Genomic DNA, 23,658 nt, shown 5'->3' with positions numbered 1-23,658 from the left:
AGCGCGGAGCGTGACGTCCCGGCGGGCCGGAGCGCCCTGGGCGTTCCTGGCGCCCGCGATCGTGCTCTTCGTCGCCTTCCTGGCGGCGCCGATCCTGTACGCGCTGTACCTCAGCTTCCGCACCGAGAAGGTGAGCGGCCTCGGGCTGGGACCCGGTTCGCGCGTGGAGATGTGGAACGGCCTCACCAACTACGTGAACGCGCTGGCCGACCCGGAGTTCCTGGGGTCCGTCGGGCGCGTGGGCCTGTACGGCCTCGTCGTGGTGCCGGTGATGCTGGGCTCCGCCCTGCTCTTCGCGCTGCTGCTCGACTCGCGGCGCGCCCGCGCCCGCAACTTCTCCCGCGTGGCCATCTTCCTGCCGTACGCCGTGCCCGCAGTGATCTCGTCCCTGCTCTGGGGCTTCCTCTACCTGCCCGGCGTGAGCCCGTTCTACTGGATCTTCGAGCAGCTCGGCTGGGACGTGCCGTCCCTCTTCTCGAGCAGGCTCGTCATGTTCGCGGTGGCCAACATCGCCGTCTGGGGCGGCGTGGGCTTCAACATGGTGGTCATCTACACGGCGCTCAAGGCCGTCCCCAGCGAGCTGTACGAGGCCGCGGAGCTCGACGGCGCCTCGCAGGTCGGGATCGCGTGGCGGATCAAGATCCCCATCGTGCTGCCCTCGATCATCATGACGTTCGTCTTCTCGATGATCGCCACCCTGCAGGTGTTCGCCGAGCCCATGACGCTGCGGCCGCTCTCCAACACCATCTCGACCACCTGGACGCCCCTCATGAAGGTCTACCGCGACGCGTTCACGCGTGGCGACCTGTACTCCGCCTCGGCCACCTCGGTGATCATCGCGCTGGCCACGTTCCTGCTGTCGTTCGGGTTCCTGCGGCTGGTCCAGTCGCGCGCGTTCGGTCAGGAGGAGAACCGATGAGCGTCCGTTCCGCGACGCGCCCCAGCGTCCCCGCCACCGCGATCCTGATCCTGGGCGCCCTCTACTGCCTGCTGCCGGTCGCCTGGGTGGTGCTGGCGTCCACCAAGAGCGCCGGCGAGCTGTTCTCCACGCTCACGTTCCTGCCGTCCACCCACCTGTTCGACAACATCGCCGAGCTGGTCGCCTACCGCGACGGGCTGTTCTGGCGGTGGATGGCCAACACGGCCCTCTACGCCGGGGTGGGCGCGGCCCTGTCCGCGGTGGTCTCCGCCATGGCCGGCTACGCGCTCGCCAAGTACCGGTTCGCCGGTAAGAACGCGGTCTTCAACGTGCTCCTCGCAGGGGTGCTGGTGCCCGGTGTGGTGCTCGCCATCCCGCAGTACCTGCTGCTCGCGCAGGTCGAGCTCACCAACACCTACTGGGCCGTGCTCCTGCCGAGCATCATCAGCCCGTACGGCATCTACCTGGCCCGCATCTACGCCGCGGCCGCCGTGCCGGACGAGGTGGTCGAGGCCGCCCGGACCGACGGCGCAGGGGAGCTGCGCACCTTCGTCCAGGTGGCCGTGCCCATGATGCTGCCCGGGCTCGTCACCGTGTTCCTGTTCCAGTTCGTCGCCATCTGGAACAACTTCATGCTGCCCTACATCATGCTCGGCGACGACAAGCTGTTCCCCCTGACGGTGGGTCTGTCCGGCCTGCTCAACCAGGGCGCGTCCCAGCCGGCGATGTACACGCTCGTGGTCACGGGGGCCCTGCTGTCCGTGATCCCGCTCATCGCGCTGTTCCTCCTGCTGCAGCGGTTCTGGCAGGTCGACCTCGCGGCCGGCGCCGTGAAGGCGTGACGTGGCGCGCCGGTCCCTAGACTCACGTCCTGTGGAGGAGAACAGCGGGTCCGTCCGGCGGCGGCGTCCCACCATCAGGGACGTCGCCGCGGCCGCCGGCGTGTCACGGGGCACGGTGTCCCGCGTCATCAACGGCGGTCACTGGGTGTCGCCCGACGCGCTCGCCGCCGTCGAGGAGGCGATCCGCACCACGGGATACGTGGCGAACCAGCACGCCCGGTCGCTCGTGACCTCCCGGTCCAACTCCGTGGCGTTCCTGCTCACCGAGCCGCAGCACCTGCTGTTCGAGGACCCCAACTTCTCCGTGCTGCTCCGCGGGGCGGCGGAGGCGCTGGCCAAGCGCGAGATGCCGCTGCTGCTCATGGTGGCGGGCACGCCCGAGGAACGACGCCGGATCTCCCGGTACGTGGCCGCCGGGCACGTCGACGGCGTGCTGCTCATCAGCTCCCACCGCGGCAACCCCATGGTCGCCGAGCTGCTGGAGCACCGCGTCCCCGTGGTGTCCTGCGGCGTGCCCCTCGGGTACGAGGGGCGGGTCGGGTATGTCGCCGCCGACGATCGCGCGGGTGCACGGACCATGACCTCCCACCTCCTGTCCCGGGGGCGCTCGCGGGTGGCCATGATCACCGGCCCGCTCGACACCCCCGGCGGCACCCTGCGCCTCGAGGGATACCGGGAGGCGCTCGGCGACCAGTACGACCCCGAGCTCGTGATTCACGGCGACTACTCGCGCGAGAGCGGCCGGCTCGGCATGGCGGAGCTGCTCGACCGGCGACCCGACCTCGACGCCGTCTTCGTCGCCTCCGACCTCATGGCCGCGGGCGCGCTCGTGGCCCTCCAGTCCGCGGGCCGGCGCGTCCCCGACGACGTGGCCGTGGGCGGGTTCGACGACTCCGGCGTGGCGGCCGCCCTCCATCCCGCGCTGACGACGATGCGCCAGCCCTTCGAGCGCATCAGCGCCGAGATGGTGCGGCTCCTCCTCGAGGTGGTCGAGGGCCAGGAGCCCGCGGCGATCACCCTGCCGACGTCGCTGGTGGAGCGGGCCTCGACCTGACGTTCCGGGCCCACGACGGAGTGGTCGCCCCGGGCGGTCACCTCGCCCGGCGGTCACCTCGCCCCGGCGAGGGCGTCGAGCACGTCGAGCTCCTCCGCCCGCGTCAGGCCCGTCACCGTCGCGTCCGGCGTCGCGGAGAGCCACTCGAGCGTGTCCTGCGCGGTGTCGGCGAACGGCCGGATCGTGAGGCCCGCCTCGAGGGAGGCCGTCACGTCCCGCCGCATGAACCCGGCCCAGGCCGGGTCGCCGATCCACAGCGGGATCGACCGGGGCCCGCTCCACGGCTTCACGCCACGCTCGTCGAGGAACGCCGTCGGCGCGACAACGAGCTCCGGCGAGCCCGCGACGACGTCGGACACCGCGGCCAGGACCTCCGAGCGCGGCACCGACGGGCACACGGCGTCGAAGTCGCCGACGAGGCGCCGCTCCGCGCCGGCGACGACCCACTGCGCGAGGTCGCGGACGTCCACGAGCTGCACGGGCCCGTCCTGCGGGACGAGGACGGGACGGCCGTCGGCCGACGCCGCGGCGAGGTACGCGGGCCAGTAGGCGAAGCGGCCGCTGGGGTCACCTGGCCCGACGATCAGCCCGGGCCGGATCACGAGCGCGGCCGAGGCGCCCTCCCGGACCAGGTTCTCGCACGCCACCTTCATCGCGCCGTAGACGGCGGGGCCCGACAGCGGGTCCTCGTCCGTCTCGACGGGGTCCACGAGGGCCGACGTGGCGGCCGTGCCGCCGGGCGTGGCGGTGTCCGCGTAGACGTTGCCCGTCGAGACGAACGTCCAGTGCGCGCCGGGGAACGCCGACACGGCCCGACGCACCTGCGACGGGGTTCCCGAGACGTCGACGACCGCGTCGAAGGTGTCGTCGGCCGGGCGGGTCGCGCCGGCCAGCTCGGCCGGGACCGGTTCGGCCCGGTCCCAGCGCACGAACCGTGCGCCGTCGGGCGGCGAGCCGCTCGTTCCCCGCGACGCGCACGTCACGTCGTGCCCGCGCCGTACCGCCTCCGTGGCGACAGCGCGCGAGAGGAAGACCGTTCCGCCCAGCACCAGGATCCGCATGGACCCACCCCACACGCTCCCGACGGCAGAGGCCAGCCGATCTGCCGCGAGCGTAAGGCCGCGATCAGGACGACCAGGTAGCTGTTCCCCGTCCGAGCCTCAGAGGGGGAACAACTACCTGGTCGTCGGGGTGCAGCCCCGGGTCAGACCAGCCCCGCCTCGTGGACGGTGATCGCCACCTGGACCCGGTTCTCCGCGCCGAGCTTCGCGAGGATGCGCGACACGTGCGTCTTCACCGTCGGCACGCCCATGTACAGCTCCCGGGCGATCTCCGCGTTCGACAGGCCGCGCGCCACCGCGACGGCCACCTCCCGCTCCCGCTCGGTCAGCGCGTCGAACCGGCCGCGCGCGACGCTCCGGCGGGGGCCGTCGTCCGGCCGGGAGACGCGCGCGATGAGCTGCGCGGTGACGCTCGGCGACAGCGTGGGCTCCCCGGCGGCCGCCGCGTGCACCGCCGCGACCAGCCGCGGCGGCGGCGTGTCCTTGAGGAGGAAGCCCGCGGCCCCCACGCGCAGGGCGTCGAGCACCAGGTCGTCCGTGTCGAAGGTGGTCAGCACGATGATGCGCGACGACGTCCCGGTCGCCACGATCCGTCGCGTCGCCTCGAGCCCGTCCATCCGGGGCATGCGGATGTCCATGAGCACGACGTCGGGGCGGGCGCGGGCCACCAGGTCGACCCCGGCCGCGCCGTCGGCCGCCTCGCCCACGACCTCCAGGGTGGTGGAGCCGCCCAGGATGAGGCCGAGGCCGGCCCGGACGAGCGCGTCGTCGTCCACCAGGGCGACGGTGACGGGCCGGGCGGGCGCATGCCCGGCGGGGAGGGTGCCGGCGTCGGTCATAGGGACCACGGTAGCCACGCCTCGAGGATGAACTGGCTGCTCACCGGCCCATGGGTGAGCCGGCCGCCGCTCAGTGCGGCGCGCTCCGTGAGGCCCACGAGACCGAGGCCGGACGACGGGGGAGGGGACGCCGGCGCGCGCGCGGGGAGCGGGTTCCGCACCGTCAGGGTGAGACCCTCGCCGGGCCCGCCCGCGAGGGAGATCGTGACCGGCGTCCAGGGCGCGTGCTTCCTGGCGTTCGTCAGGGCCTCCTGAAGGATGCGGTAGGCGTTCCGGGACACCGCCACGGGCAGCCGGCCGGGCTGGTCGAGGCTGTCGTGCGCGGTGACGGTCGTGCCTGCCGAGCGGGTCTCCTGGAGCAGGTCGTCGAGGTCCGCCAGGGTGGGCTGCGGCGGCTCGGGCAGCGTGTGGCCGTCACCGGCGGGTGCCGGCACGCCGTCGAGGTCGCGCAGCACGCCCAGGACGTCCCGCAGCTCCTGCAGCGCCGAGTGAGCGGCCTCCTGGATCACCGTGGCGGTCTCGGCCACGCGCTCCGGCGGGAGGTCCGTGCGGTACGCCAGCGCACCCGCGTGCATCGCGACGATCGACATCCGGTGGGCCAGGACGTCGTGCATCTCCCGCGCGATCCGCGCGCGTTCCGTGGACCGCGCCTGCGCGACCCGGCTCGCCTGCTCGCGTTCTGCCGTCTCGGCACGCTCCCGGAGCGAGCGGATGTGCTCCCGGCGCAGGCCGATATAGGCACCGATCCAGGCCCAGAGGGCCGAGACGACCATCACTGCCACGAGGTCGACCAGGCCGTCGGGGGTGTTCGGGGGGTAGGGGTAGAACCACGACCAGACCGCCTGGGCACCCACGGCGATGAGCCCGACGGACACCATCTCCGGCCATCTCCGGCGGGTGGACAGGGAGATGTAGGCGATGCCGGCGGCACCCACCGCGGTCGTGGAGAACGCCGTGAACAGGGTGAGCACCATGGCGATCGTGCGCGGCGCCCGGCGCCGGAGCGGGAGCAGGCAGAGCGACACGAGCCCGAACAGGAGGTCGAGCACGACGATGCCGATGGACCGCATGGAGCGCTCGCCGATGTCGACCTGCCACGTCACCGCGATGAGCAGTGCGAACCCGAAGACCAGCGCCACGAGCACACGCCAGACCTCACCCCAGACGCGCGCCGCCCGGGTGGTGTGGACGGGCGGCGGGGTGGGCACAGCGCGAGCCTAAGCGGGTGGCGTCCCGGCGCGCATCGGCCGGACGGCCACCGCAGGTCATCCCAAAGTCGGAGGAGGTCCAGTCCCGCGGCCGATGTGCCGCGGGCCGCGCCGCGCGAGGGTGGAGCCATGATCACAGCAGACAGACTGACCAGGAGATACGGGTCGTTCACCGCCGTGGACGACGTGTCGTTCGAGGTGCGCCCCGGCCTCGTGACGGGCTTCCTCGGCCCCAACGGCGCGGGCAAGTCGACCACCATGCGGATCCTGTGCGGGCTGACCCCCGCCACGTCGGGCACCGCGCACGTTCTCGGCAGCCCCTTCGCCCAGCTGCCCAACCCCGGCCGGCACGTGGGGGTCCTCCTCGACGCCTCCGCCCAGCACTCCGGACGCACCGGCCGCGAGGTCCTGGAGCTCGGCGCCATGACGATGGGCATCGGGAGGGCGCGGGTGGGCCGGATGCTCGATCTCGTGGGCCTCACCGAGAAGGAGTCGCGCCGCCGCGTCGGCGCCTATTCGCTCGGCATGCGCCAGCGCCTCGGGATCGCCGGAGCGCTCCTCGGCGACCCGCAGGTGCTCATCCTCGACGAACCCGCCAACGGGCTCGACCCGGCAGGCATCCGCTGGATGCGCGACCTCCTGCAGGACTTCGCCCACCACGGCGGGACCGTCCTGCTCTCGTCGCACCTGCTGCACGAGATCGAGAAGGTGGCCGACGAGCTGATCGTCATCGGCCGCGGCCGCATCGTGGCGCAGGGGGCCAAGGAGCTGCTCCTCCGCGGGGCCGGCACCGTGGTCCGCGCCGAGGACGAGACGGCGCTCGCGACGGCGCTCGGTGCCGCCGGGGTCGAGGCCGAGCGGCTCGCCACAGGCGGGCTGTCCGTGATGGCCGAGCCACAGGCCGTCGGCCGGATCGCCGCCGGCGCCGGCGTGGTGCTCGTCGAGCTGCGGGCCGCAGAGTCACGCGGTCTCGAGGACATGTTCCTCGAGCTCACCGCTCCCGACGCACGCGAGGAGGTGGCGGCATGACCGCCCAGACCGTTCCCACCGCCCGGCCCGACGTCGTCCGTCCCGCCGCTCCACGGCCCGACGCCACGGTCTCCGGTATCCCCTTCCTGCGGCTCGCGCTCGTCGAGTGGCGCAAGCAGCTCGACACCCGGGCCGGCCGGTGGCTCCTGATCGTCATCGGGCTCCTGACCGCCGGGATCCTCGCGATCATGGCCTTCGTCGGCGACGGCAACCGGACGTTCGCGGAGCTCCTCATCGGCACCGTGTCGCCGATGGCGATCCTGCTCCCCGTGGTGGGCATCCTCGCCGCCACCGCAGAGTGGTCCCAGCGCACCGCGCTCGTGACCTTCACCCTCGAGCCGCGGCGCACGCGGGTAGGCCTCGCCAAGCTGCTCAGTGCGCTCGCGTCCGGCGTCGCGTTCTTCGGTCTGAGCATGGCGCTCGCCGCGCTGGCGCAGCTCGGGCTCATGGCGTTCCGCGGTGCGGACGGGGACTGGAGCCTCGACGGGGAGATCCTCGGCGGCGCCGTGCTGCTGCTGCTCCTGAGCATGGCTCAGGGCGTGGCGTTCGGCACGCTGCTGCTCAACACGCCTGCGGCGATCGTGGCGTACTTCGCGCTGCCGACGGTGCTCAGCATCGTCGGCGCCTTCGTCGCGTCGATGCGGGACGTGCTGCCGTGGATCGACTTCACGACGGCGTCCGGGCCGCTCCTCGCGGGCGGCATGGGCGGCGAGGACTGGGCCCGTCTCGCCACCGCGACCGCGATCTGGGTGGTCGCACCGCTGGTGGGCGGCCTGGTGCGCGTGGTCCGGTCAGAGGTCCGGTCGGCATGACCGCGGAGCCGAGGCCCACCGTGGCCGAGCCGGAGGGCGTCGAGCCGCGCTCCGACCACAAGGCACGAGTCAGCACCCTGACGTCTCTTGGTGCTCTCGCGCTCCTGGCGGGCGCCGTGCTCGACCGGTTCTGGGGGGTCGAGCACGTGTACGCGGTGTCCCGTGTCGTCGGCGCGGCACTCGTCGTCGGAGCGCTGTACGCGGGCTACCGCGGCCGGGTGCCGCTCACGCACCTGATCCTCCCGGGGGTGCTGCTGGCCCTCGCGGTCGTCTCGTTCTTCGTGGTCCGGTAGGTCGTCATGCTGGGTCGACCAGGTGGTTGTTCCCCGTCTGAGCGTCGGACGGGGAACAGCTACCTGGTCGGCGGGCGGCCACGGGCAGGCGGCCGGGTTCGGCGCTCGGATGGCCGGCCTCAGGCCGGGCTCAGCCCCAGCTGACGCCCGGCCAGGCCGCGCTGGCGGCGGGCCAGCCCACGGGCCACGTCGCGCAGCACCACGGCACCCGTCGACTCCGGGTCGGAGAGCACCACGGGCGTCCCGGCGTCGCCGGCCTCGCGGACGGCGACGTCGAGGGGCACCTGGCCCAGCAGCGGCACCTCGGACCCGAGGAGCTGGGACAGCCGGGCGGACACCCGCTCGCCGCCGCCCTCGCCGAACACGTGGAGGCGTGAGCCGTCGGGCTGCTCGAGCCACGACATGTTCTCCACGACGCCGACCACGCCCTGCGACGTCTGCATCGCGACCGACCCGGCCCGCTCGGCCACCTCGGCGGCGGCGGCCTGCGGCGTGGTCACCACCACGATCTCGGACGACGGCAGCAGCTGCGCCACGGAGATGGCGATGTCGCCGGTGCCGGGCGGCAGGTCGAGGAGCAGCACGTCGAGGTCGCCCCAGAACACGTCGGCGAGGAACTGCTCCAGCGCGCGGTGCAGCATGGGCCCGCGCCACACGACCGGCTGGCCCTCGGCCACGAACATGCCGATCGACACGACCTTCACGCCGTGGGCGATCGGCGGGAGCAGCATCGAGTCCACCCGCGTGGGTGCCCGCGTCACGCCGAGCATGCGGGGGATCGAGAAGCCGTAGATGTCCGCGTCGATGACGCCCACCGACAGCCCTTCCTCGGCCAGCGCCACCGCCAGGTTGGCCGTCACGGAGGACTTGCCGACCCCGCCCTTGCCGGACGCCACCGCGTAGACCTTGGTCAGCGACCCCGGCTGGGAGAACGGGATCACGGGGTCGCCCGAGCCGCCCCGGAGCTTCGAGCGCAGCGAGGCGCGCTGCTCGGTCGACATCACGCCCAGGTCGACGACCGCTCGCGCGACCCCGGGCACCGCCTCGGTGGCCGCCGTGACGTCCTGGATCAGGGTCGCCTTCATGGGACAGCCCGCGACGGTGAGGTCGATGCCGACGGTGACCGCGCCGTCGTCGGACACCGCGACCGAACGGACCATGCCGAGGTCCGTGATGGGCCGCCGGATCTCCGGATCGATGACGCCCGTGAGGGCGGCGCGCACACGAGCCTCGAGGGCGTCGGCGGGAGCAGCGGGCGGTTCGGCGTGGGACGTCATGTGTCGATCCTAGGAGGGTCCCGTGCGGCGTCGTGATGAGACCGGGTTTGTCTCGGTAGGCTGCCAGACCCCGGAGGGAGGGCGTCATGGGCGTACGCGGCACCGACCAGGCCCTCGGCGTGCCCGCGACGCTCCGCCGGGTGGGCACCGAGGAGGACGCCCGTGCGCTCGCCGCGGCGCTGCAGCGCACCGGCCGGGCCTGGCCCGTCGTCGTGATCTCGACCCCGGCGGGCCGCGACGCGCCCTGGGTGGACCCCCGCCGCGTCCTCGACGAGGTGAGCGGTCTCGCGGAGGTGGTCGTCATCCCGACCGGGGACGTCTCGTGGGAGTTCTCCCGCCACATGCCCGACCACACCCAGGTCTACGGCGGGGCCTCCCGCGTCTACGGGGTCGAGCTCGACTGGGTCCGCACCCCGTCGCGCTCGCAGCTCCACTTCGCGTACTCCGCGACCGACGGCGCCCGGGTCCACGAACGGCTCGTCCGCGACGCGCTCACCAGCGCGGTCCGCGCGGGCCTGGCCGGCTCGGCGGGACCCGTCCCGCCCGGCGCCCGTGAGGCGCGGGGCACGGTGCTGGGCGTCCTGGGCTCCCGCGCCATCGTCGCCCTGGACGACGGCGGCCAGGCCGGCATCTCGGAGGAGCTCACGGTTCCCGGGGTGCCGCTCGACCGCCTCCTGGCGCCCGGCATGTCCGTGACCGGCGCGTTCGACCAGGCCCGGAAGCTCCTGGACGTCCGTGCCATGCTGCCCGACGCCGCCACGCAGCGCCGGGCGGTCAAGCGCGCCTACCGCGTGGGCCACGTCGTGCTGGGCCGGGTCGAGTCGGTGGACGACGCCGCGGTGACCATCGCCCTGGCTCCCGCAGTGGCGGTGCGCGTGCACCGCTCCGAGGTCACGGGGAACGACCTCGACCTGCTCGGCGACCTCTTCTCCGTGGGCGAGGTGGTGCTCGGGCGGGTCGCGCCGGCGCCGCTCGACGGCGTGGCGCTGCGGCTCGACGACGTCGACGAGGGCGAGCCACCGCTGCCCGCCCTGTCGTTGCTCGACGGCGGGCCGCCCTGGCTCGGGCTGCCGCGGCCGGCCCCTGTGGTGCCGGCGGCCGACACGGTGGCGGAACTGTCCCCTCTCCCCGCCGCCCCACGTCCGGGGCCGGCCCTTCTTCCTGGTCCGAGCCCGCGTCCTGGTGCGCCGGGCACCGCGGCCCTCCCGGCCCGCGGGTCGGTGACGTCCGCGCCCGGGCCGGGCTCCGTCGTCGGGCACCGGAGGCCTACTCCGGGTGATGTGGCGGCGATGCTCGCCGGGGAGTCCGCGGCGCCGGCGCCGCCGGCGCACCAGCACGCGTCCGGCAAGGCGGCGCGCGACCTGAGCCTCGCGCTCGACGCCGAGCGTGCCAGGTCCGGGGCGTTCGAGCGTGAGGTCGCGCACCTGCGCCGGGCACACCGCCAGGGCGAGGTCGAGCTGGAGGGGCTGCGCACGCACGTGGCCGAGCTCCAGGACCGGCTCGCGCGCCGGGAGCTGCACGTGGAGCAGCAGAAGACGGAGCTGCGGAAGGCGCGGACCGAGTCGGCGTCGCTCCGGCGGAGGCTGGGCGAGCTGGGCGGGGTCGACGACGGCGACGAGCGGCTCTTCCTCGATCCTGAGGAGCAGTTCCGGTTCGAGGTCGGCGACGCGTGGGCGCACGTGGTCCGGGCCGCGGAGAAGGCGGCCCGTCCGCTCGCGCCGTACCGGCTCGGTCCGCGGTTCCTGGGGTCGGTGGACGACATCGAGGGGGTGAGCCGCGAGCGGCTGCTCTGGACCGTCGTGATGGTGCTGACGGGGCTGGCGCACGAGATGAACGGGCTCCAGGTGCACCGCCTGCGCACCGGGGCGGGCGGTGACGACCCCACGCGGGTGCGCGAGTCGGACGGGGCGGTGTGCTGGCGGGTGTCGCTCCAGGTGAACACGCCGTCCGCGCGGAGGCTGCACTACTGGCGGGTGCCGGGAGCCGGCTACGAGCTGTCGCGGGTGGTACTGCACGACGACGTGGAACCGTGACGGCGCTTGTTCTCACCCAGGTGGTCCGGATAACCTCCTGAACCGCACGTTCATCGCAGAACGGGCAGACTGCGGGGGCGGCATGACGAGCGTCGAGGACGAGGTGGCGACCGACGCCCCAGCCGACGCCTCGGCCGACGGCCCAGCCGACGCCCCAGCCGACGGCCCTCCCGAGGAAGGCACGGGCGAGCGTCAGGCCGTCCCGTGGCTCCGCCGCCTCCGGGGGCTGGTGTGGCCCGCGGTCGTCGGCGCGATCGTCCTCACCGGCTACTGCCTGTACTCGGTGTGGCAGTGGAACTCGCTCACGATCAAGTCCTGGGACCTCGGGATCTTCACCCAGGTGGTGGAGCGCTACGCCGCGCTGTCGGCGCCGATCGTCCCGATCAAGGGCGAGGGCTACAACCTGCTCGGCGACCACTTCCACCCCCTGCTCGCCGTCCTCGGGCCGGTGTACGCCGTCTTCCCGCACCCGTTCACGCTCCTCGTGGTGCAGAACGTCTGCTTCGCGGTCGCAGCCGGGATCGTCACGTGGAGCGCCCTGCGGCACCTCGGCCCGGTCTCCGGCGTCGTGGTGGGGCTGGCGTTCGGGGCGAGCTGGGGCCTGCAGTTCGCGGTGGAGGCGCAGTTCCACGAGGTCGCGCTGGGCATCCCGCTGCTGGCCGGGAGCCTGGCCGCCGTCGTCGAGCGCCGTGCGTGGTGGGCCGTCGTGTGGGCTGCGCCGCTGGTGTTCGTCAAGGAGGACCTGGGTCTCACCGTGGTGGCGATCGGCGGTGTGCTGGTGCTGATGCGCCGGTGGCGGCCGGGGCTCGCCCTGATCGCGTGGGGCTGCGCCTGGTTCGCGATCGCCGTGCTCGTGGTGCTGCCGGCGCTCAACCACGAGGGCGCGTGGGCGTACGGCGAGCAGCTCGACTCCACGAGCACCCTCGCCGACCACACGATGCTCCTCCACCCGGACAAGACCCTCACCGTGCTGCTCCTCGTGGCCGCCACCGCGGGGTTCGTGCTGCGCTCGCCCATCGGCCTCGTACTGCTCCCGACGCTCGGGTGGCGCTTCCTCTCGGACAACGAGGTCTACTGGGGGCTGCCCTGGCACTACAACGCGATCCTGATGCCGATCGCGTTCCTCGCTGCCGTCGACGGCGTGTCGCGCGCCGTCGCCTCGCCCGACCGGCGGTGGCGCACCTGGGGGGACATGGCGCCGTGGGTGATCGGCGCGGCCGCCGTCGGGTTCTTCTTCTTCGCGCAGGCGCCGCTGCGCGTGCTCGGCACCGCCGAGGCGTACATCACCAACCCCCGCGCGGCCACGGTGGAGGAGATCCTGGCGATCGTCCCGGACGACGCGAGCGTCGTCTCGGACGTCGCTCTGATGAACTACCTCGTCGGGACGGGTCCGGTGTACTGGCTCGGGCACGACAACCCGACACCGGACTACGTCGTCGTCGGCGACGGCGGGGGCACGCCGACGGAGTGGGGCGACGCGCTCGGCGTCGCGCAGGTGCTGCACCCGGAGGCCGACTACGAGCTGGCGCTGGCCCGCGACGGGTACAGCGTGGCCCGGCGCACCGGCTCCTGAGAGCTAGTCTCCCAGCCTGTCCCGGTCCTCCAGCTCCTCCAGGAGGTTGCGGATCTCCGACCGGACGAAGTCGCGCGTGGCCACCTCCGACAGGGCGATCCGCAGGGCCGCCATCTCGCGGGCCAGGTACTCGGTGTCGGCGAGGTTGCGCTCGCTGCGCTGCCGGTCGTGCTCGGCCATGACCCGGTCGCGGTCGTCCTGCCGGTTCTGGGCGAGCAGGATGAGCGGGGCGGCGTAGCTGGCCTGCAGCGACAGCATGAGCGTGAGGGCGGTGAAGCCGTTCGCCGCGCTGTCGAAGCGCAGGCCCGGCGGGCCCCATGCGTTCCACACGAGCCACACCAGGCAGAACACGGTGAGGTAGATGAGGAAGCGGGGCGTGCCCAGGAACCGGGCGATGGCCTCCGTGGCCTTGCCGACGGCGTCCTGGTCCCACTGCGGCCGGGGGATGAAGCTCCGGCGCTGCTCCATCGGGGTGTCGAGGCGGTCAGCCACGGTTCGCCTCCTCGCTGAGGCGCTCGTCGTGGCTCTCGCGCCAGTCCTCGGGGAGCATGTGGTCGAGGACGTCGTCCACGGAGACCGCGCCCAGGAGACGCTTCTCGGGGTCGAGCACCGGCATGGCGAGCAGGTTGTACGCCGCCAGGAGGCGGGTGACCCGGCCCAGCGTCGCGTCGGGGGTGAGCCACTCGGTGTCCGTGTCGAGCACGGAGCCGACGCTCGCGTGCGGTGGCTCGCGCAGCAGGCGCTGGAAGTGCGCGACGCCGAGGAACCGGCCCGTCGGCGTCTCCAGCGGCGGGCGCGACACGAACACCATGCTGGCGAGGGCCGGTGTCAGGTCCTGGCGGCGGATCTGCGCCAGGGCCGTGGCGATGGTGGTCTCCGGGCCGAGGATCACCGGCTCGGTGGTCATCAGGCCGCCCGCCGTGTAGTCCTCGTACTCCAGCAGGCGGCGGACGTCGCGCGCCTCCTCCGGCTCCATCAGCTCCAGGAGCTGGGCCGACTGCTCGTCGGTGAGCTCGTGCAGCAGGTCGGCGGCGTCGTCGGGCTGCATCGCCTCGAGGACGTCCGCCGCACGGCCCCGGTCGAGCCCGGACAGGATCGCCACCTGGTCGTCCGACGGGAGCTCCTCCAGCACGTCGGCGAGGCGCTCGTCGTCGAGGGCCGTGGCGACCTCCAGCTGGCGCGTGCCGCCCAGCTCGTGCAGCACGTCCGCGAGGTCCGCGGGCCGCATGTCCACGTACGCCTCGAGCAGGCGGGCGGCGCCCTGCACCTCGGTCGGGGAGGCCAGGCCCGTCACCGCGTCCACGGAGACGGTCAGGGTGGGGCCGCGCCTCCGCAGCGAGAGCGTGGTGACCCGTGCGGGCCGACGGCGCACGAACAGCTGGTCCACGAGCCAGTCACCGGTGCGCTGCTTCTCGATCGACACGTCCTCGACGGTGGCGTCCCCCGAGCCGTCCACGAACGTCACGGTGCGGTCGAGCAGCTCGCCCAGGACCATCCGCTCCGTCGCGCGCTGCTCGAACCGGCGGAGGTTCACCAGCCCGGTGCTGATCACCTGCCCGGAGTCGATGGTCGTCACGCGGGTCAGCGGGAGGAACACCCGCCGTCGGCCCGGCACCTCCACCACCAGGCCCACCGCCCGCGGCGCGCCCTTCGCCCGGAGGAGCACGACGACGTCCCGCACGCGCCCCACCTGGTCCCCGATCGGGTCGAAGACCGGGGTCCCGGCAAGGCGCGCGACGAACACGCGCGTCGTAGTGCTCACGCCGGTCAGCCTACGTGCGGTCCGTCCGCGTCACCGGTTGTTCCCGCCCAACACGCTGGCGGGGGCGTCGGTCAGCGTGCTGGCCGGGGCGTCGCAGGGCCTCGGCCGGGGCTCGGCCGGGGCGTGGCCGGGCCTCGCCCAGGGCGTCGCCCGGCCGTGCTCCTCGCCAGCGGCCCTGATGTGGGGGAAACTGTCGCAATGAGCATGTCCCGCCCGGGCGCTGTCCCGAAGGTCCCTACGCTGCCGCGTGGCGACGAGGTGGCCGCTTTCCCCACCTACCTCGAGGCGCAGCAGGCCGTCGACCACCTGTCCGACAACAAGTTCCCCGTCGAGAACGTCACCATCGTGGGCACCGACCTGCGCATGGTCGAGCGCGTGACCGGTCGGCTGACCTACGGGCGCGTCGCGCTCGCGGGAGCCCTCTCCGGCGCCTGGTTCGGTTTCTTCGTCGGGTTGCTGCTCACGTTCTTCGCCGGTTCCGCCGCCAACGGGGTGCTGTTCGTCGGCATCGCGCTGGGTGCCGGTTTCGGCCTCCTCTTCTCCGTCCTGTCGTACGCCTTCACGGGCGGCCGGCGCGACTTCACGTCGTCGTCGCAGATCGTGGCGGCGTCGTACGCGATCCTGTGCGCGCCGGAGATGGCCACCGACGCGCGGACGTTGCTGGCGCAGTCACCCGGGGGCCTCGGCGTCCGGCGACCGGGCGGGTCCGCCTGGGGCACGCCGCCTGCAGGCCCGCCCGCCGCCGGCCCACCGGCCGGTCCGGTCGGCGGCCCCGCTGCCGGTCCGGCCGCCGGGCAGTGGGGCGGTGCCGGGCCGGACCGTGGCGCCGGCGCCACCCCCGGCGCAGGCGAGACCTCGGGTGGCGAGAGCGCCGAGCCGGGCACGCAGCCCGGCCCCGCGGAGCCCGCCGAGCCGGCGCCGCCGCGCACGCCGGACCCGCGCTGGACCACGCCGACGGGCGAGCCCCGGTACGGCGCGATGCGCCCGCCGGAGGACCAGAAGCCGGACGCCTAGAGGCTCCGGCCGCGGGAGTCCGCTCCGAGAACGCCATCAGGTCATGCTTCCCGCCCGGAAGCATGACCCGATCGCGTTCTGGAGGCGGACGCGAAGGCGCCCAGGTGCCCGAACCGCACCACACCTTTACACCCCGTCCGTCCCGCGCCTGCGGGACTGCCAGGTTCCTCCGTCACCATGGAGAGCATGAGCGCCCCCGCCCCTCGTCCGCCTGCCGCACAGGGCCCCGTGTCGGTTGTCTTCGTGCACGGCATGCGCACCTCGTCGGCGATCTGGGACCGGCAGCTGGCGCACGTCCGGTCCGCGGGCCACGAGGCCGTCGCCGTCGACCTCCCGGCCCACGGCGCCCGGCACGCGCAGCGATTCAGCATGGACGGCGCCTTCGAGGCGCTGGACGACGCCGTCGCCTCCCTCGCGTCGAGCGCACCCGTAGCGGTGGTCGGCCTGAGCCTCGGCGGGTACACGTCCCTGGCCTGGGCCGCGCGGCGCACGCCCCACACCGACCGCCTCGCCGGCGTGGTCGTGGCCGGCTGCACGTCCGACCCGAAGGGCAAGCCCGTCGCGCTGTACCGCGAGCTCGCGCGGCACGCGGTGGCGAGCCGTCAGGCGGCAGGCCGCGCGGGTCGCCTCGCGGCACGGTGGGGCACGACGGCGCTCCAGTCCGCCCGGCCGCCGTTCCTCGCCCAGGCCCGCCGCGGCCCGGGGGCCGTCATGACCGTCGGCGGCGGGGCCGACCTCCGCGCGCTGGCGGTGGCACCTGGCCAGTCCGCGGAGACGTACCGGCCGGGCTGGGACGTGGTCACGGACGCGCTCACGCACCTGGCGGGACGGTCGTCGGTGGCCAACCTGCGCGCGCTGGAGGTCCCGGTGTGGATCGTCAACGGCGCACGCGACACGATGCGCCTGGAGGAGCAGCGCCACCTGGCCGCCGCCCGTGACGCCGCGCTCGTGGTGGTCCAGGGCGCCGGGCACGACGTCAACAGCGACGCACCGGACGCGTTCAACCGGGTGCTGACCCGAGCGCTCGCAGACTTCACCCGCCGCTGAGCGGACGCCGCCCGGCGTGTTGCTCGGGGCAAATTCATTGGACACGCCCGAGATGACAGACTGACACCATGAGCGACCCTCGCACCCCCCACACCGCCGACGGCCACGTACCCGCTGATCAGGACCTCGAGAGCCGCGGCTCCACCCGGTCCCAGCGGCCGGAGTCCCAGGCGTTCAAGGACTTCATCACTTCCGGCTGGGCGCCGCGTGCGGACCTCGGCATCACCCCCTTGCGCGAGGTGCCGTTCACGGCGGTCCGGCGCGCCCGGCTCTCGGAGCGGCTGCCCGGCGCCCGGCTGGTGATCCCCGCCGGCCCGCTCAAGACCCGGTCGAACGACACCGACTACCGGTTCCGGCCGCACTCGGCCTTCGCGCACCTCACGGGCCTCGGCACGGACCAGGAGCCGGACGCCGTCCTCGTGCTGCATCCGGTCGGCACGGGCGCGGGTGACCCTGGGGCCGACGGCGTCCCCAGCTCTCACCACGCCGTGCTCTACGTGCGTCCGCTCGCCCCGCGCGACACCGAGGAGTTCTACGCCGACTCGCGCTACGGCGAGTTCTGGGTCGGCGCGCGCCCCTCCCTGGACGACGTCGAGACGCTCACGGGCATCGAGGCCCGGCACATCGACGAGCTGCGGGACGCGCTCGCCAAGGACCTGGGCGACGGCGGCGTGCAGCTCCTTGTCGTCACCGGCTCCGACGAGGGTGTCGAGACGCTGGTCGAGGCGCTGCGGGCCGAGACCTCCACGGGCACCGAGGCCGAGGTGACGGACCTGACCGACACGACCGAGAGGTCGCCCTCGCCCCGCGAGGACCTTGCTTCGCTGCGGAACCTCGCGGGGGCCCCGGGGACGTCGTCGGCCCCTCTGACCGACGCGAGCCTCGTGGAGGCCGCCTCCGAGCTGCGGCTCGTCAAGGACGAGCTGGAGGTCGAGCGCATGCGCGAGGCCGTGGCCCGGACGATCGAGGGCTTCGAGGCGGTGGTGCGGGTGCTGCCGAAGGCGGTGGCGCACCGGCGGGGCGAGCGCGTGGTCGAGACCACGTTCGACGGCCACGCGCGGCTCGAGGGCAACGCGGTGGGCTACGAGACCATCGCGGCGTCGGGCGAGCACGCCACGACGCTGCACTGGATCACCAACGACGGCGAGCTCCGCGAGGGCGAGCTGCTGCTGCTCGACGCCGGCGTGGAGGTCGAGTCGCTGTACACGGCGGACGTCACGCGCACCCTCCCGGTGAACGGCGAGTTCGACGAGGTCCAGCGCCGCATCTACGAGGCTGTTCTCGACGCGGCCGACGCCGCGTTCGCCGTGGCCGTGCCGGGCACGAAGTTCCGCGACGTCCACGCCGCCGCCATGGAGGTCATCGCCGCGCGCCTGGAGGAGTGGGGCCTGCTGCCCGTGCCCGCCGCCGAGTCGCTGACCCCGGAGGGCCAGCAGCACCGCCGGTGGATGGTGCACGGTACGTCCCACCACCTGGGCCTCGACGTGCACGACTGCGCGCAGGCGCGTCGCGAGCTCTACCTCGACGGGGTGCTGGAGCCGGGCATGGTCTTCACGATCGAGCCGGGCCTGTACTTCAAGGCGGACGACCTCGCCGTGCCGGGGGAGTACCGGGGCATCGGCGTGCGGATCGAGGACGACGTGCTCGTGACCGAGGACGGCAACGAGAACCTGTCGGCGGCGCTGCCCCGGCGTCCCGACGACGTCGAGGCCTGGATGGCGTCGCTGCGCGGCTGAGGCTCGCGGCTCTCTAGACTGAGCCGGTGATCGACCTCCACACCCACTCCACGGCGTCGGACGGCACGGACGCGCCGGACCAGGTGATGGAGGCCGCGGCCGCCGCGGGCCTCTCCACGGTCGCGCTGACCGACCACGACACGACGTCGGGCTGGCCTGCCGCCACCGCGGCGGCCCTGCGGCTCGGCGTGGCGCTCGTGCGCGGCGCGGAGATCTCCGCGCTGTCGAGCGACACCGCCACGCCGGGCCGCGGCGTCAGCGTGCACCTGCTGTCGTACCTGCACGACCCGGACCACCCGGCCCTGCTCGCCGAGCTCACCCGCACGCGCGCGGACCGCGAGACCCGCGCCCAGCGCATGGTGGAGCTGCTCGCCGAGGACTTCCCGATCACCTGGGAGGACGTGCTCGCCCAGACGGAGCCGGGCACCACCATCGGCAGGCCGCACCTCGCCGACGCCCTCGTGGCGTCGGGTCGAGTGCGCGACCGCGACGAGGCCTTCGCGACCGTGCTGCGCCCCGGGACCCGCTACTACGTAGGCCACTACGCCCCGGCGGCCGTCGCTGCCGTGCGGGCTGTCCGGGCCGCGGGCGGCGTGCCCGTCTTCGCGCACCCGGGTGCCGACGCGCGGGGCCGGATCGTCCCGGACAGCACCATCGAGGAGCTCGCCCAGGCCGGGCTGGCCGGCCTCGAGGTGGACCACCGCGACCACACGCCGGAGATGCGTCGCCACCTCCGCGGCCTCGCGGAGGCCCTCGGTCTTCTCGTCACCGGGTCGAGCGACTACCACGGCACCGGCAAGACGAACCGCATCGGCGAGAACACGACGGCGCCCGACGTGCTCGAGGCCATCGAGGCCCAGGGCGCGCTGGAGGTGGTCCGGTGAGCCAGTACTTCGACGTCGTCCTGTTCACCGAGGTCTTCGTGACGCTGTTCGTCATCATGGACCCGCCCGGCACCGTGCCGGTCTTCCTCGGGCTCACGAGCGCGATGGGGGCCAAGCAGCGCAACCGCGCGGCGCGTCAGGCGATCCTTGTGGCGTTCGGCGTGATCGTCGTGTTCGCGGTGTTCGGGCAGCAGGTGCTGCACTACATGGGGATCACGCTGCCGGCGCTCCAGGCGTCCGGCGGCCTCCTGCTGCTCGTCGTCGCGATGGAGCTGCTGACCGGCAAGATGGAGGAGCCGGAGCCGTCCGGGAACAAGAGCGTCAACGTGGCGCTGGTGCCGCTCGGCACGCCGCTCCTCGCGGGACCGGGCGCGATCGTGGCGACCATGGTGTTCGTGCAGCAGCGTGTGGGCTCGGACGAGACCCTCGTGGGGCACTGGCTCGCGATTGCCGCCGCCATCGTCGCCGTGCACCTTGCCCTGTGGCTGGCCATGCGGTTCGCGAACGTCATCCACCGCGTCCTGCGCGACTCCGGCGTCACGCTCGTCACCCGCATCGCGGGCCTGCTCCTCGCCGCGATCGCCGTGCAGATGATCGCGACCGCTGTGACGGAGTTCGTCCGCGCGGCCTGAGCGGCGGCCTGAGCGGCCGCTCGTCAGAGGTCGATCGTCTCCAGGCGTACCCGGACCGGCGCGTCCGCGGTGAGCTTCTCCGCCGTGCGCACCGCCTTCTTCATCGGCAGCACGTAGGCCTTCTGCTCGTCGCTGGGGAACACGGACGTGGTCCACGACGTGGAGCCGACGGTCACCCTGACCCGGATCGAGCCGAACCCGCGCGGCGGCAGCGGCAGGCTCGCCAGGTCGTCGGACAGGTCCTCCGGGACGGTGACGAACCACCAGGAGTCGCTGCGTGCCTGCCATTGCCACAGTGGAGCGGTGAAGTCGAGCTGCACCTCAGCAGGGTACGACGAAGCCCGGGTCGCGCCGTGGCGCGACCCGGGCTCAGGTGCGGTCAGTCCTCGGTCGTGGAGGACTGAGTCTGCGGTTCCGCTCCGCGCGGGTCCTTGCTTCGCTGCGGCCCCACGCTGCGCTGCACCTCCGCCTCAGTCCTCGGTCGTGGAGGACTGAGTCTGCGGTTCCGCTCCGCGCGGGTCCTTGCTTCGCTGCGGCCCCACGCTGCGCTGCACCTCCGCCTCAGTCCTCGGTCGTGGAGGACTGAGTCTGCGGTTCCGCTCCGCGCGGGTCCTTGCTTCGCTGCGGCCCCACGCTGCGCTGCACCTCCGCCTCAGTCCTCGGCGGGGGCCTGGCCCTCGCCGGCCGGACGGCCGCTGCGCGTGCGCCGGCGGTTCCGGGAACGCTTGCGCGCACCCTCGCTGTCCGACGTCGGCTGCCCGCCCTCGGCGCCTGCCTCACCCTGGTCGTTGCTCACCGGGGCGGACCTACCGCCCGTGGAGGCGGCGCCCGAGGCGCGCTCGCTCGCGTGAGCCGGCCGGCCGCCGTCGGACCGGGGGCCGCGACCGCCTGCCGGGCGCTGCGGCGGGCCGGACTTGCTCGTCCGCTTGCCGGTCTCGCCCAGGTCCTCCAGGACCTCGGCGTCCAGGCCCGCGAGGTGCTGCGCCGAGCGCGGCAGCCGGCCCTTGGTCCCCGCGGGGATGTTCAGGTCGGAGAAGAGGTGCGGCGACGTCGAGTAGGTCTCGACCGGGGCTGCGAGGCCGAGGTCGAGGGTCTTGTCGATGAGGGACCAGCGAGGCAGGTCGTCCCAGTCGACGAACGTGACGGCCGTACCCGAGTTCCCCGCGCGGCCCGTGCGGCCGATCCGGTGGAGGTAGGTGCGCTCGTCCTCGGGGCACTGGTAGTTCACCACGTGCGTGACGTCGTCGACGTCGATGCCGCGGGCCGCCACGTCCGTGGCGACCAGCACGTCGATCTTGGCGTTGCGGAACGCGCGCAGCGCCTGCTCGCGGGCGCCCTGGCCGAGGTCGCCGTGGATGGCGCCGGCCGCGAAGCCGCGGTCGCGCAGGTCGTCGGAGACCTTCGCGGCCGTGCGCTTGGTGCGCGCGAACACGATGGTGCGCCCGCGGCCCTCCGCCTGGAGCAGGCGGGCCAGCACCTCGACCTTGTCGAGCGCGTGGGCGCGGTAGACGAACTGCGTGGTGTTCTTGACGGTCGCGCCCTGGTCGTCCGGCTCGGCGGCGCGGATGTGCGTGGGCTGCTTCATGTAGCGGCGGGCCATGCTCACCACGGCGCCCGGCATGGTGGCGCTGAAGAGCATGGTGTGCCGCTGGGCAGGGGTCTGCGCGAGGATCTTCTCGACGTCCGGCAGGAAGCCGAGGTCGAGCATCTCGTCCGCCTCGTCCAGCACGACGGTGCCGGCGCGGAGCAGGGTGAGGTGGCCCTGGTTGAGCATGTCGATCATGCGGCCCGGCGTGCCGACGACGACGTCGACCCCGGAGCGCAGCGCCTCGATCTGCGGCTCGTAGGCACGGCCGCCGTAGACCTGCACGATGCGGACGTTGCGCTTCGACGAGGCAGTGGCCAGGTCGGACGCGACCTGGACGGCGAGCTCGCGCGTGGGCACGACGACGACGGCCTGCGGCTTGCCGGCTCCGACGAGCTGGTCGTAGCCGGGCTCGCCGGGCGCGACGACACGGTGCAGCAGCGGGACGCCGAAGCCCAGCGTCTTGCCGGTACCCGTCTTTGCCTGGCCGATGATGTCGTGACCCGACATCGCGACCGGCAGCGTCATCGCCTGGATCGGGAAGGGGTGGGTGATGCCCGCCTCGGCGAGGGCCTCGACGATCTCGGGGCGGACCCCGAAGTCGGCGAAGCTGACGTCGCGGGCCTGGATGGTGGAGGACGTGACGGAGCTCTCCGCCGGGTCCGTGGTGGCCGCGGTCGCGGCCGATGTGTCTGTGGTAGTCACTGGCGCCTTCATCTCTCGTCGGCGCGGCGGGCCCTGGGTCAAGGCCTGGCACTTGCGCCGTGGGTGTGGCAGCCGATCGTGGAATCTCGTCGCGCGCCGGGCTCCTGGTGGAGCCCCTGCAGCGCGTCCTGCGGGGCGGCCGGGCGGGCCGGAGCACAGGCTCTGGGGTCTGAACGTGACGACCGGGCAACCGATGTACGCGCTCATGGTACGCACACGATGTTTCGAAACGGTTATCGTGCGCGTCACTCCTGCGGCGTGCCGTACGACACGCCGCCCTCCGCGGGAGGACCCGCCCACACAGGACGAGCCGGGGCCAACTTGGGCGGACCGGCATGGTTCGCCCAGCCGGATCCCGTCAGCGTGCCTATCCTGGCGACGTGAGCCACCTTGTGCTGGACCCAGTCCCTGACGACGTGGCGGAGATCCTCGGGCTCGCCGCCTACACGGACCTCGGGGCTTTCGCGCTGGTGGGCGGGCAGGCTTCGGTGGCGCCGGAGGTGGAGGTGCGGCAGCGTCTCGCGGGTCTCGCGGTCGGGGTGCTGCGCCGCCAGCGTGCCGCCCTCGACCTCGCCGCCCGCTACGGCTCGGAGGAGCAGGCCACGCTCAGCCGCTTCCAGGGCCTGCTCGACGACTTCGACGCACGCACCACCCACCTGAACTGGTGGGAGGCCGTGGTCAAGGCCTATGTGGGCCACGCCGTGGCGGGCGACCTGTGCCGCACGGCGGCCCTCGGCCTGACCGGGCCGGTCCGCGACGAGGTGGTCGCGGTGCTCGACGGCGCCGAGCTGGACCGCGGGCTGGCCGAGCTGCTCGCCGAGGGAACGGCGAACGACCCCGTTCTCGCCTCGCGGCTCGCCCTCTGGGGGCGCCGTGTCGTGGGGGAGGCGCTGGGCGTGGCCCAGCGGGTCCTGCGGGAGGACGAGCGCCTGCTCGCCCTCGTCGCCGCAGCCGGCGGGGTGCCCGCCGCGGACGCCCAGTCGTGGGTGTTCGCCCGGCTCACCGCCGAGCACACCCGCCGGATGGACCGGCTGGGGCTGACGGCCTGACGGTCGTGAGACCGCCGGGCCGTCAGAGGCGCTCTCAGAGCGAGCCGAACCCGACCTTGCGCTGCTCCTCCGTGCCGATCTCGACATAGCCGATCGTCGAGCTCGGCACGATCACGCGGCGGCCGCGGGAGTCGGTGAGCTCGAGCGCACTGCCGGCGAGCGCCTTCTGGACGGCGGACGCGACAGCGTCCGGGGTCAGGTCGGTCTCGATGACGAGCTCCCGCGGCAGGTTCTGCACACCGATGGTGACTTCCACGTTCTCTCCTTCGCGTGCGGCGTGCGGTACAAGACCGCTCCAGCCGAT

The 23,658-nt window shown here is 73.5% G+C and carries 23 protein-coding genes; 14 read left to right on the top strand and 9 right to left on the bottom strand.

Annotation, left to right across the window (positions count from 1 at the left end; translation table 11 throughout):
- The first annotated feature begins 10 nt into the window (after nt 1-10).
- The 3 genes from D1350_RS15530 to D1350_RS15520 are packed head-to-tail and all read left to right on the top strand — an operon-like array spanning nt 11 to nt 2,815.
- Entirely contained in the window at nt 11-919 is a 909-nt protein-coding gene (locus D1350_RS15530; protein ID WP_125776963.1) for a carbohydrate ABC transporter permease, read from the top strand.
- Nucleotides 916-1,761, top strand: coding sequence for a carbohydrate ABC transporter permease (locus tag D1350_RS15525; RefSeq protein WP_125776918.1), 846 nt, complete (start codon nt 916-918; stop codon nt 1,759-1,761). Before D1350_RS15530 ends, D1350_RS15525 begins: the two co-directional genes overlap by 4 nt.
- 31 nt (nt 1,762-1,792) lie before the next feature.
- On the top strand, nt 1,793-2,815 hold the full coding sequence (locus D1350_RS15520) for a LacI family DNA-binding transcriptional regulator (protein WP_125776917.1): 1,023 nt from the start codon (nt 1,793-1,795) through the stop codon (nt 2,813-2,815).
- 53 nt (nt 2,816-2,868) lie between these two features.
- Here D1350_RS15520 and D1350_RS15515 read toward each other — a convergent pair whose 3' ends face one another.
- The 3 genes from D1350_RS15515 to D1350_RS15505 all read right to left on the bottom strand — a co-directional run bounded on the left by D1350_RS15515 (nt 2,869) and on the right by D1350_RS15505 (nt 5,923).
- A complete protein-coding gene (locus D1350_RS15515) occupies nt 2,869-3,876 on the bottom strand; it encodes an NAD-dependent epimerase/dehydratase family protein (RefSeq protein WP_125776916.1) in 1,008 nt (335 codons plus the stop codon).
- A gap of 143 nt (nt 3,877-4,019) precedes the next feature.
- Nucleotides 4,020-4,715: a response regulator gene (locus D1350_RS15510; protein ID WP_125776915.1), complete on the bottom strand. Its 696-nt coding sequence runs from the start codon at nt 4,713-4,715 to the stop codon at nt 4,020-4,022.
- Nucleotides 4,712-5,923: a sensor histidine kinase gene (locus D1350_RS15505; RefSeq protein WP_240644133.1), complete on the bottom strand. Its 1,212-nt coding sequence runs from the start codon at nt 5,921-5,923 to the stop codon at nt 4,712-4,714. The genes D1350_RS15510 and D1350_RS15505 overlap by 4 nt, the downstream gene beginning before the upstream one ends.
- A gap of 129 nt (nt 5,924-6,052) precedes the next feature.
- On the opposite strand from D1350_RS15505, the gene D1350_RS15500 reads away from it, so the two are divergent.
- Genes D1350_RS15500 through D1350_RS15490 form a run of 3 tightly spaced genes read left to right on the top strand, consistent with a single transcriptional unit; the run spans nt 6,053 to nt 8,057 of the window.
- Nucleotides 6,053-6,952, top strand: a complete 900-nt coding sequence (locus tag D1350_RS15500) for an ABC transporter ATP-binding protein (RefSeq protein WP_125776914.1) — start codon at nt 6,053-6,055, stop codon at nt 6,950-6,952.
- Complete coding sequence (locus D1350_RS15495) at nt 6,949-7,764, top strand: ABC transporter permease (RefSeq protein ID WP_125776913.1); 816 nt, start codon at nt 6,949-6,951, stop codon at nt 7,762-7,764. The genes D1350_RS15500 and D1350_RS15495 overlap by 4 nt, the downstream gene beginning before the upstream one ends.
- The gene (locus tag D1350_RS15490; protein ID WP_125776912.1) at nt 7,761-8,057 is read left to right on the top strand and encodes a hypothetical protein; all 297 of its coding nucleotides are present in this window, start codon (nt 7,761-7,763) and stop codon (nt 8,055-8,057) included. Before D1350_RS15495 ends, D1350_RS15490 begins: the two co-directional genes overlap by 4 nt.
- A 119-nt stretch (nt 8,058-8,176) precedes the next feature.
- Here the strand turns inward: D1350_RS15490 and D1350_RS15485 are convergent, their stop codons facing one another.
- Nucleotides 8,177-9,334 (bottom strand): Mrp/NBP35 family ATP-binding protein, encoded by a 1,158-nt coding sequence (locus D1350_RS15485; RefSeq protein ID WP_125776911.1) that lies wholly within the window; start codon nt 9,332-9,334, stop codon nt 8,177-8,179.
- An 86-nt stretch (nt 9,335-9,420) separates the two neighbouring features.
- Between D1350_RS15485 and D1350_RS15480 the strand changes: the two genes are divergently transcribed.
- Both D1350_RS15480 and D1350_RS15475 read left to right on the top strand, forming a co-directional pair.
- Nucleotides 9,421-11,367: a hypothetical protein gene (locus D1350_RS15480; RefSeq protein WP_125776910.1), complete on the top strand. Its 1,947-nt coding sequence runs from the start codon at nt 9,421-9,423 to the stop codon at nt 11,365-11,367.
- Nucleotides 11,368-11,449: 82 nt separating this feature from the next.
- The gene (locus tag D1350_RS15475; protein WP_125776909.1) at nt 11,450-12,940 is read left to right on the top strand and encodes a DUF2079 domain-containing protein; all 1,491 of its coding nucleotides are present in this window, start codon (nt 11,450-11,452) and stop codon (nt 12,938-12,940) included.
- 3 nt (nt 12,941-12,943) lie between these two features.
- Here the strand turns inward: D1350_RS15475 and D1350_RS15470 are convergent, their stop codons facing one another.
- Together D1350_RS15470 and D1350_RS15465 are read right to left on the bottom strand one after the other, a co-directional pair.
- Nucleotides 12,944-13,432: a DUF1003 domain-containing protein gene (locus D1350_RS15470; protein ID WP_125776908.1), complete on the bottom strand. Its 489-nt coding sequence runs from the start codon at nt 13,430-13,432 to the stop codon at nt 12,944-12,946.
- Nucleotides 13,425-14,702: a magnesium transporter MgtE N-terminal domain-containing protein gene (locus tag D1350_RS15465; RefSeq protein WP_125776907.1), complete on the bottom strand. Its 1,278-nt coding sequence runs from the start codon at nt 14,700-14,702 to the stop codon at nt 13,425-13,427. The genes D1350_RS15470 and D1350_RS15465 overlap by 8 nt, the downstream gene beginning before the upstream one ends.
- 198 nt (nt 14,703-14,900) lie before the next feature.
- On the opposite strand from D1350_RS15465, the gene D1350_RS15460 reads away from it, so the two are divergent.
- The 5 genes from D1350_RS15460 to D1350_RS15440 all read left to right on the top strand — a co-directional run bounded on the left by D1350_RS15460 (nt 14,901) and on the right by D1350_RS15440 (nt 20,015).
- A complete protein-coding gene (locus D1350_RS15460; RefSeq protein WP_240644132.1) occupies nt 14,901-15,716 on the top strand; it encodes a general stress protein in 816 nt (271 codons plus the stop codon).
- A 186-nt stretch (nt 15,717-15,902) separates the two neighbouring features.
- Nucleotides 15,903-16,763 carry an alpha/beta fold hydrolase gene (locus tag D1350_RS15455; RefSeq protein WP_125776906.1) on the top strand — a complete coding sequence of 287 codons (861 nt, stop codon included), beginning with the start codon at nt 15,903-15,905 and terminating at the stop codon, nt 16,761-16,763.
- Nucleotides 16,764-16,831: 68 nt separating this feature from the next.
- Entirely contained in the window at nt 16,832-18,499 is a 1,668-nt protein-coding gene (locus tag D1350_RS15450) for an aminopeptidase P family protein (protein WP_125776905.1), read from the top strand.
- A gap of 26 nt (nt 18,500-18,525) precedes the next feature.
- Nucleotides 18,526-19,383 carry a PHP domain-containing protein gene (locus D1350_RS15445; RefSeq protein ID WP_125776904.1) on the top strand — a complete coding sequence of 286 codons (858 nt, stop codon included), beginning with the start codon at nt 18,526-18,528 and terminating at the stop codon, nt 19,381-19,383.
- The gene (locus D1350_RS15440; RefSeq protein ID WP_125776903.1) at nt 19,380-20,015 is read left to right on the top strand and encodes a MarC family protein; all 636 of its coding nucleotides are present in this window, start codon (nt 19,380-19,382) and stop codon (nt 20,013-20,015) included. Before D1350_RS15445 ends, D1350_RS15440 begins: the two co-directional genes overlap by 4 nt.
- A 23-nt stretch (nt 20,016-20,038) precedes the next feature.
- Here the strand turns inward: D1350_RS15440 and D1350_RS15435 are convergent, their stop codons facing one another.
- Both D1350_RS15435 and D1350_RS15430 read right to left on the bottom strand, forming a co-directional pair.
- A complete protein-coding gene (locus tag D1350_RS15435) occupies nt 20,039-20,335 on the bottom strand; it encodes a DUF1905 domain-containing protein (RefSeq protein WP_125776902.1) in 297 nt (98 codons plus the stop codon).
- Between the two features lie 332 nt (nt 20,336-20,667).
- Nucleotides 20,668-22,317 carry a DEAD/DEAH box helicase gene (locus tag D1350_RS15430; RefSeq protein WP_125776901.1) on the bottom strand — a complete coding sequence of 550 codons (1,650 nt, stop codon included), beginning with the start codon at nt 22,315-22,317 and terminating at the stop codon, nt 20,668-20,670.
- 368 nt (nt 22,318-22,685) lie between these two features.
- Between D1350_RS15430 and D1350_RS15425 the strand changes: the two genes are divergently transcribed.
- Entirely contained in the window at nt 22,686-23,354 is a 669-nt protein-coding gene (locus D1350_RS15425) for a ferritin-like fold-containing protein (protein ID WP_164545182.1), read from the top strand.
- 34 nt (nt 23,355-23,388) lie between these two features.
- On the opposite strand, the gene D1350_RS15420 is transcribed toward D1350_RS15425, so the two are convergent.
- On the bottom strand, nt 23,389-23,610 hold the full coding sequence (locus D1350_RS15420; protein WP_125776899.1) for a DUF3107 domain-containing protein: 222 nt from the start codon (nt 23,608-23,610) through the stop codon (nt 23,389-23,391).
- Nucleotides 23,611-23,658 lie beyond the last annotated feature (48 nt).

The organism is Antribacter gilvus, assembly GCF_003946865.1.
GTDB lineage: Bacteria > Actinomycetota > Actinomycetes > Actinomycetales > Cellulomonadaceae > Antribacter > Antribacter gilvus.
Note: the sequence above shows the minus strand (reverse complement) of the source record. Positions and strands in the feature narration are given on the sequence as shown.